This window comes from Streptomyces albipurpureus (assembly GCF_023701525.1).
Taxonomy (GTDB): Bacteria; Actinomycetota; Actinomycetes; order Streptomycetales; family Streptomycetaceae; genus Streptomyces; species Streptomyces albipurpureus.
The window spans coordinates 1-5,617 of sequence record NZ_JAMQAW010000101.1 but is presented as its reverse complement, the minus strand read 5'-3'; the positions used below and the strand labels follow the sequence as shown (position 1 = coordinate 5,617).

At 67.5% G+C, this 5,617-nt stretch carries 8 protein-coding genes; 6 read left to right on the top strand and 2 right to left on the bottom strand.

Annotated elements, in window-relative coordinates; translation table 11 throughout:
* Positions 1–402 precede the first annotated feature (402 nt).
* On the top strand, positions 403–708 hold the full coding sequence (locus NBG84_RS38870) for an FAD-dependent oxidoreductase (protein WP_250924452.1): 306 nt from the start codon (positions 403–405) through the stop codon (positions 706–708).
* A 249-nt stretch (positions 709–957) separates the two neighbouring features.
* Entirely contained in the window at positions 958–1,101 is a 144-nt protein-coding gene (locus NBG84_RS38865) for a hypothetical protein (protein WP_250924451.1), read from the top strand.
* Between the two features lie 295 nt (positions 1,102–1,396).
* Here the strand turns inward: NBG84_RS38865 and NBG84_RS38860 are convergent, their stop codons facing one another.
* Both NBG84_RS38860 and NBG84_RS38855 read right to left on the bottom strand, forming a co-directional pair.
* The gene (locus NBG84_RS38860; protein ID WP_250924450.1) at positions 1,397–1,543 is read right to left on the bottom strand and encodes an ABC transporter substrate-binding protein; all 147 of its coding nucleotides are present in this window, start codon (positions 1,541–1,543) and stop codon (positions 1,397–1,399) included.
* Between the two features lie 80 nt (positions 1,544–1,623).
* A complete protein-coding gene (locus tag NBG84_RS38855) occupies positions 1,624–2,328 on the bottom strand; it encodes a TetR/AcrR family transcriptional regulator (RefSeq protein WP_250924449.1) in 705 nt (234 codons plus the stop codon).
* A 212-nt stretch (positions 2,329–2,540) separates the two neighbouring features.
* Here NBG84_RS38855 and NBG84_RS38850 point away from each other — a divergent pair, with 212 nt between their 5' ends.
* From NBG84_RS38850 to NBG84_RS38835, 4 genes are read left to right on the top strand one after another with little or no spacing between them, the layout of a single operon-like run.
* Positions 2,541–3,104 carry a VOC family protein gene (locus tag NBG84_RS38850; RefSeq protein WP_250924448.1) on the top strand — a complete coding sequence of 188 codons (564 nt, stop codon included), beginning with the start codon at positions 2,541–2,543 and terminating at the stop codon, positions 3,102–3,104.
* 1 nt (position 3,105) lies between these two features.
* Complete coding sequence (locus NBG84_RS38845) at positions 3,106–3,477, top strand: nuclear transport factor 2 family protein (RefSeq protein ID WP_250924447.1); 372 nt, start codon at positions 3,106–3,108, stop codon at positions 3,475–3,477.
* Between the two features lie 44 nt (positions 3,478–3,521).
* Positions 3,522–4,103: an NADPH-dependent FMN reductase gene (locus tag NBG84_RS38840; RefSeq protein WP_250924446.1), complete on the top strand. Its 582-nt coding sequence runs from the start codon at positions 3,522–3,524 to the stop codon at positions 4,101–4,103.
* Complete coding sequence (locus NBG84_RS38835) at positions 4,100–5,224, top strand: alpha/beta hydrolase (protein WP_250924445.1); 1,125 nt, start codon at positions 4,100–4,102, stop codon at positions 5,222–5,224. The genes NBG84_RS38840 and NBG84_RS38835 overlap by 4 nt, the downstream gene beginning before the upstream one ends.
* Positions 5,225–5,617: the final 393 nt, after the last annotated feature.

Here is a 5,617-nt window from a genome sequence, read left to right as displayed (position 1 = left end):
GTTGTCCACCGACTCGATCGGATACTGCGGCGCTTTGTTCCGCCGCGGCCCGTCCTGCTTGTCCGTCATTGGTGTCGGGGTGCGGTGCTCGCGAACCCGCCCCCTCCTCCTCTCGTCTAGTACGTGCGATGTCCTGAACACGCCGTGAGGCCTACACGATCCCGGGGAACGGGGGATCGCGCGCAACGGTCCGGACGTTGCGGCCAAACCGACAACCGCTCATCTACCGGTGTGATCGACCCCGTTGTCAGTGAGCCGAAGTTTATCGCCCCCGGCAGACGCCGCGACCGGGCGCGCGGCCTGCGGGTTCACCGTTCCTTCACGGCCGCGCACACGGCCCGTCCCGCACGGGACCCACATCCTCGGGCTTGCCGGGACACCCCAGTGAGTAGAGAGCGTGTCATGCGCACCCCGGCCGACGCGGCCGGGCTGCGCCGCGACCTGGCCGCCGGCGGCTGCCTCGTGGTGATCGGGGCGGGGTTCGTCGGGACCGAGGTCGCCTCCACGGCGCGCGGGCTCGACCTGGAGGTGACCATGGTCGACCCGCAGCCGCTCCCGATGACCAGGTCTCTGAGCGCCGACGTCGCGAGGGCCGTCCCGGACATGCACGAGGGCGAGGGCGTCCGGTGCCTGATGGGTCGGGGTGCCCGGGATCACGGGAAGCCGGGGACGGTTGACCGTCACCCGCGAGGGCGCCGCGTGGCGTGACCTGGAGTCCGGCCTGTGCGGCGGCACGTCCCTCGGCAGCCTCTCGGGGGCCGACGCATGACACCGGCACAGCGGGAGCTCGCCGCGCGTGGTCTTGCCACCGGGGTACCTCGGTCACATCATCCGCATCGACGACACCACCGTGTTCGTGCGCTGCCGCGGGCCACGTGAACGGGGACTCGCCTGGGCCACGGTCCAGGACATCCACTGGGTCAATCTCGACGGCGCGATGCCCAGAAGGTGGTCAGGTTGCCTGTGCGCGCCAAGAGCGCCGGCGACGTACGCGCCGATGGCGAAGGCCGCGCCCTGGCCGAGCGCGAACTCACCCGCGGGCCCATCGAGAGGTTGAGTCCGCAGACCACGAGCGAGAAGACAGCGACCAGCACCAACTGACGCTGCCAGAAGAGGCTCCAGGCCGAGGTAGCGCAGCAACAGGCAGAAACAGCACCAGGATCAGCCCGATGAGCGGCCACCAGGAATACGACATAACAGTCGTGCCTGCGCCGGGGCCGGGCTCGGCCGTCCTCCGTGGGATGACGGCCTCAGCCCGCGGGCTGGTCATCCCGTCCACGACGGCGCCCGGGGCGATGAACGCGTAGTCGGTGGCGCTGGGGCTCACAAAGCGGCTCGCGTTCGAGTAGCCGAAGTTCTGGAAGCTGACCCACGGGACCTCGGCGGGCGGCTTCAACTACTCAAGCGCCGACATGACCGACTTCGTATCCGACGCCTTCGCCTGGTCCACGGCCCGGTGCAGCAGCCACAGCGAGTCGTACGCGAACGAGTAGATGTGCTGCGGCATCGTGGGCGGGACCCGGCGCTTGGTCGAATCGGCCATCGTGGTAAGCGACTTCGAGCGCTGCGCCGGGTCGACCCGTTCCAGGTCGCGGACACGCCGGGGCGCGATCGGCGTCGACGTCAGCCGACCGAATCCCGGGTGCGGGCACCGGCGTTCTCCCGGGCCTGCCGTAGGCTGGCGGGCTTCGCGGGTTCGCGCGGGGCGAGGTAGCCAACCGTACCCAGGCAGAGCAGTACATGGCGCTCCGCGACATCGGACGGGGTGAGCGCCCCGTCCGAGCGGTACCAGTTGGCGACACCCTGGCACATCGTGAGAATCGCGCGGCTCGCATCGGCGGGGATCGGGGTCGTGAAGCTGCCCTGCTCGATGCCCGCCTCGACGGTGTCGAGGAGCATGTACTGGAGGCTGTCGCGGAGCTCGACATAGCGGGCCCGGTTCTCCGGTTCCAGGCTGCGGATCTCGGAGTCCAGGAACGCGAGCCCTCGACGGTTGGCCATGTAGACCACGATGCACTCGACGATGGCGGAGAAGCGATCGACCGGGTCGTCCCCGGCCTCCGCCACGGCGGCCCGACAGCGGCCCAGCACGTCGCTCATCGAGGTTTCGAGGAGGGTGACGAGCAGCGCCTGCTTATTCTCGTAGTGGTAGTACAGCGCCGGCACCGTGACGCCGACGCGGCGCGCAATGTCACGCACGGTGGTGCCGTGATAGCCGTGCTCGTTGAACGCGGCCATCGCGTGGAGAAGGACCGGGTGCAGGTCCAGCGGGGCATACGTACGCCATCCCCCAGAGTGATCGGCATCCCGGTCAGGTGTCGCAGACAATCGACTCTCCCACCTCACTACTGATCGGTCGCTCAGTTGAGCGTATGACAGGTCGACCGCACGCGTCAAACGCGATGCCGAACCGGGGGTCAGATTTTCTGAATAGCAGAAATGGACTCTGATATCCACTTAGCGATCGTTCACTCTTGACCCGCCGATCGGCCCCGGCTAGCGTCACACCACCGGTATCGGCACAGGGAGGCTGGAAGCCCATGACCAACACTGAGTTCGAGCTCGGCGGTGTGTGTCATCTCGCGCTTGTCTGCAAGGACATGCAACGCACGGTCGACTTCTACACGAACGTTCTCGGCATGAAACTCGCCATGACGCTCGACCTCCCGAGCGGCGGCCAACACTTCTTCTTCGACATGGGAGGCGGCCAGTTCATCGCGTTCTTCTGGTTCGCCGGGGCCCCGGAGCACTCCCCGGGGATCGCCTCGCCGACCGCGCTTCCCGGCAAGGGTGACATCCGCACGGCGCACGGCTCGATGAACCACGTGTCGTTCAAGATCCCGGCCGGCAAGTTCGAGGAGTACAAGGCCAAGCTCGAAGCCAAGGGCGTGGTCACCGCGCCGATCCTGAACCACGACGAAAGCGAGCGCGGCTGGTCGCTGGAGATCACCGAGACCACCTTCCAGCGCTCGATGTACTTCTTCGACCCCGACGGCATCCTCCTGGAATTCGCGGCCTGGACCCGCGAGTTGCGGGAGACCGACGTGCAGCACGCCCCCGTCGACAGCAACGGGGTCCCCGCCTGGACCACCGCAGGAGCCTGAGATGACCGACATCGTCACATTCGCCGACGACTTCTTCGGCGCAGTCGCCAACGGAGACATCGACGCCGTCCGGCGCTACTACCGCGACGACGTCAAGGTCTGGCACAACTTCGACAACCTGGAGCAGGACAAGGCGACGAATGTCGCCACCCTGGCGAGCATCCCGGACCGCTACGACACCTTCGAGTACGCCGAGATCCGGCACACGCCGATCGAGGGCGGCTTCCTGCGCCAGCACGTCATCAAGGCCTCGCGCAATGGCAAGCGTGCCCACGTCCCCGCGATCCTGCGCGTCTATGTAGAAGACGGTCAGGTGTACCGGATCGAGGAGTACTTCGACTACGGGCAGCTCAAGTCCGCGTTGGGTTTCTAGGCAACTCACTTACAGCGAAGCAGTAGTCGCCCTGGAGGGCCAGCATGACCAGCGACACCTTGGCCGTCTGCGGCATTGTCGGCAGCCTTCGGCGTAACTCCTGGAACCGCAAGCTGCTGGAGGCCGCCGAGGCGCTGGCTCCGATCGACACGGAACTCCGGATAAGCAAGGCGTTCGACGACATCCCGCTGTTCAACGAGGACCTGGTCGGCAGCGAGCCCGCGGCGGTCCTGCGGTTGCGCGAGGAGGTCGCCTCCGCGGACGCGCTCATGATCGCCACCCCCGAGTACAACGGCGGTGCGCCCGGCGTCCTGAAGAACGCCCTGGACTGGCTCTCGCTTCCCCTGGGGGGAGCAGCACTGGAAGGCAAGCCGGTGGCCCTGATGGGGACGAGCCCGGGTCGCCTCGGCACGGCGCGCGCCCAGTTCGAGCTGCGGAACATGTTCCTCTTCTCCCGCTCCCCGGTCATGCCCGGTCCCGAGTTGCTGTTGGGACACGCACACCAACACTTCGACGAGCACGGCAAGTTGACCGATTCCCTGGCGATCGAACGCATCGCACTGCTCTTCCGGAACCTCCGAAAGTACGCACAGTTGAATTCAACCGAGGCGGTCCCTCTCCGATGATCAGCAAAACCTTCGTCAGCAGCGAATCCCCCGGTGCCCCTCGGGCCGGTGCGGGCGGGATGCCCTGCCAGGGTGTCTACTACACCCCCGAGGGTGTCAAGCCGCGCGTGGCCGTGATCACCACGCATTACCAGATCGATTTCTCCGAGCACTACCTTGCCGAGTACCTGGCCGAGCGCGGCATCGGGTTCCTGGGCTGGAACACCCGCTACCGGGGGTACGAGTCGGACTTCGTTCTCGACCGGGCCGTGGTGGACATCGGCGTCGGGGTGCGCTGGCTCAAGGAAGAGGCCGAGGTCGAGCACGTGATCCTGCTCGGCAACTCCGGCGGCGGATCGCTCATGGGCGCCTACCACGCGCAGGCGGTCGAACCGTCCCTGCGCCCGGGGATCGGCAGGGAACCGGCCGCCGGACTGGACGACCTGATCCCTGGCGACGCCTACGTGTCCCTCGCCGCGCACCTCGGACGTCCCGAGGTCATCACCGGCTGGCTGGACGCCTCGGTCACAGACGAGCACGACCCGACGCTGACCGACCCGGAACTGGACCTGTTCAACCCCGAGAACGGCCCGCCGTTCTCGGCGGAGTTCCTGGAGCGCTACCGGACGGCACAGGTCGCTCGCAACCACCGGATCACTGCGTGGGCCAAGGCCGAGCTGGCCAGGATCGAGGCGCTGGGCTTCCAGGACCGTCCCTTCACTGTGCAGCGTGCATGGGCGGACCCACGGATGGTCGACTCGACGGTCGACCCGTCGGACCGACCGGACAACTGGTGCTACCGCGGTGTGCCGGCCGTGGCAAACCGCAGCGGCCGAGGCCTGGGCAGCGAAACGACACTGCGGAACTGGCTGGACATGTGGAGCCTGTCCGAGTCCCAGTGCCGGGCGGAAGAGCACCTGGGCAAGATGAAGATTCCCGCGATCGTCATCAACCCGCACGGGGACGCCGGCGTGTACCCGAGCGACGCCGACGCGCTGTACGACGCCATCGCGAGTGACGACAAGAAGCGGCTCGACCTGCCCGGCGACCACTACTTCCAGGAGCCCGAGGGTGCCCGCGCCCGGGTTGCCGATGTGATCACTGAGTGGATCAACGAGCACTTCCCGCAGAGCCGGGCGTAGCCTCGGGGGCCGGGTCAGTCCCCGGTCGTACTCACCCTGCTCCGGTGAAAGCCGTGCTGTACGTCACGGTATCGCTCGGTGGCCGCGGGCTCGGCCCGATTCGCGCGGCACGCTCCGGCACCGGAGAACCGCGGCACGAACGAGCCCCGTACCGCGATCGCGGCGAGCCGCACGGCAGTCGACTCGGGGCTGCATACGCACGGACTTCAGCGCGGAGCCGCAGGCATTTGCCTGCGGCTCCGCGCTGTCGTGCATCGGTGGCGGCACGGACGGGTTCGTGAACGCCATCGCGGAGCGCGTGTTGGGGCTGTCCCGGGAGCCACAGGTCTCGTGATCGCGGTCAGATGAGCTGAACGCGCACTTCCTCGGCCACGGTCTGCAACGACTGGACGA

Bases quoted from the DNA above. Each gene is read 5' to 3' on its own strand.
- NBG84_RS38870 (WP_250924452.1), top strand. From the start codon at position 403: ATGCGCACCCCGGCCGACGCGGCCGGGCTGCGCCGCGACCTGGCCGCC.
- NBG84_RS38860 (WP_250924450.1), bottom strand. From the start codon at position 1,543: ATGGCCGATTCGACCAAGCGCCGGGTCCCGCCCACGATGCCGCAGCAC.
- NBG84_RS38850 (WP_250924448.1), top strand. From the start codon at position 2,541: ATGACCAACACTGAGTTCGAGCTCGGCGGTGTGTGTCATCTCGCGCTT.
- NBG84_RS38845 (WP_250924447.1), top strand. From the start codon at position 3,106: ATGACCGACATCGTCACATTCGCCGACGACTTCTTCGGCGCAGTCGCC.
- NBG84_RS38840 (WP_250924446.1), top strand. From the start codon at position 3,522: ATGACCAGCGACACCTTGGCCGTCTGCGGCATTGTCGGCAGCCTTCGG.
- NBG84_RS38835 (WP_250924445.1), top strand. From the start codon at position 4,100: ATGATCAGCAAAACCTTCGTCAGCAGCGAATCCCCCGGTGCCCCTCGG.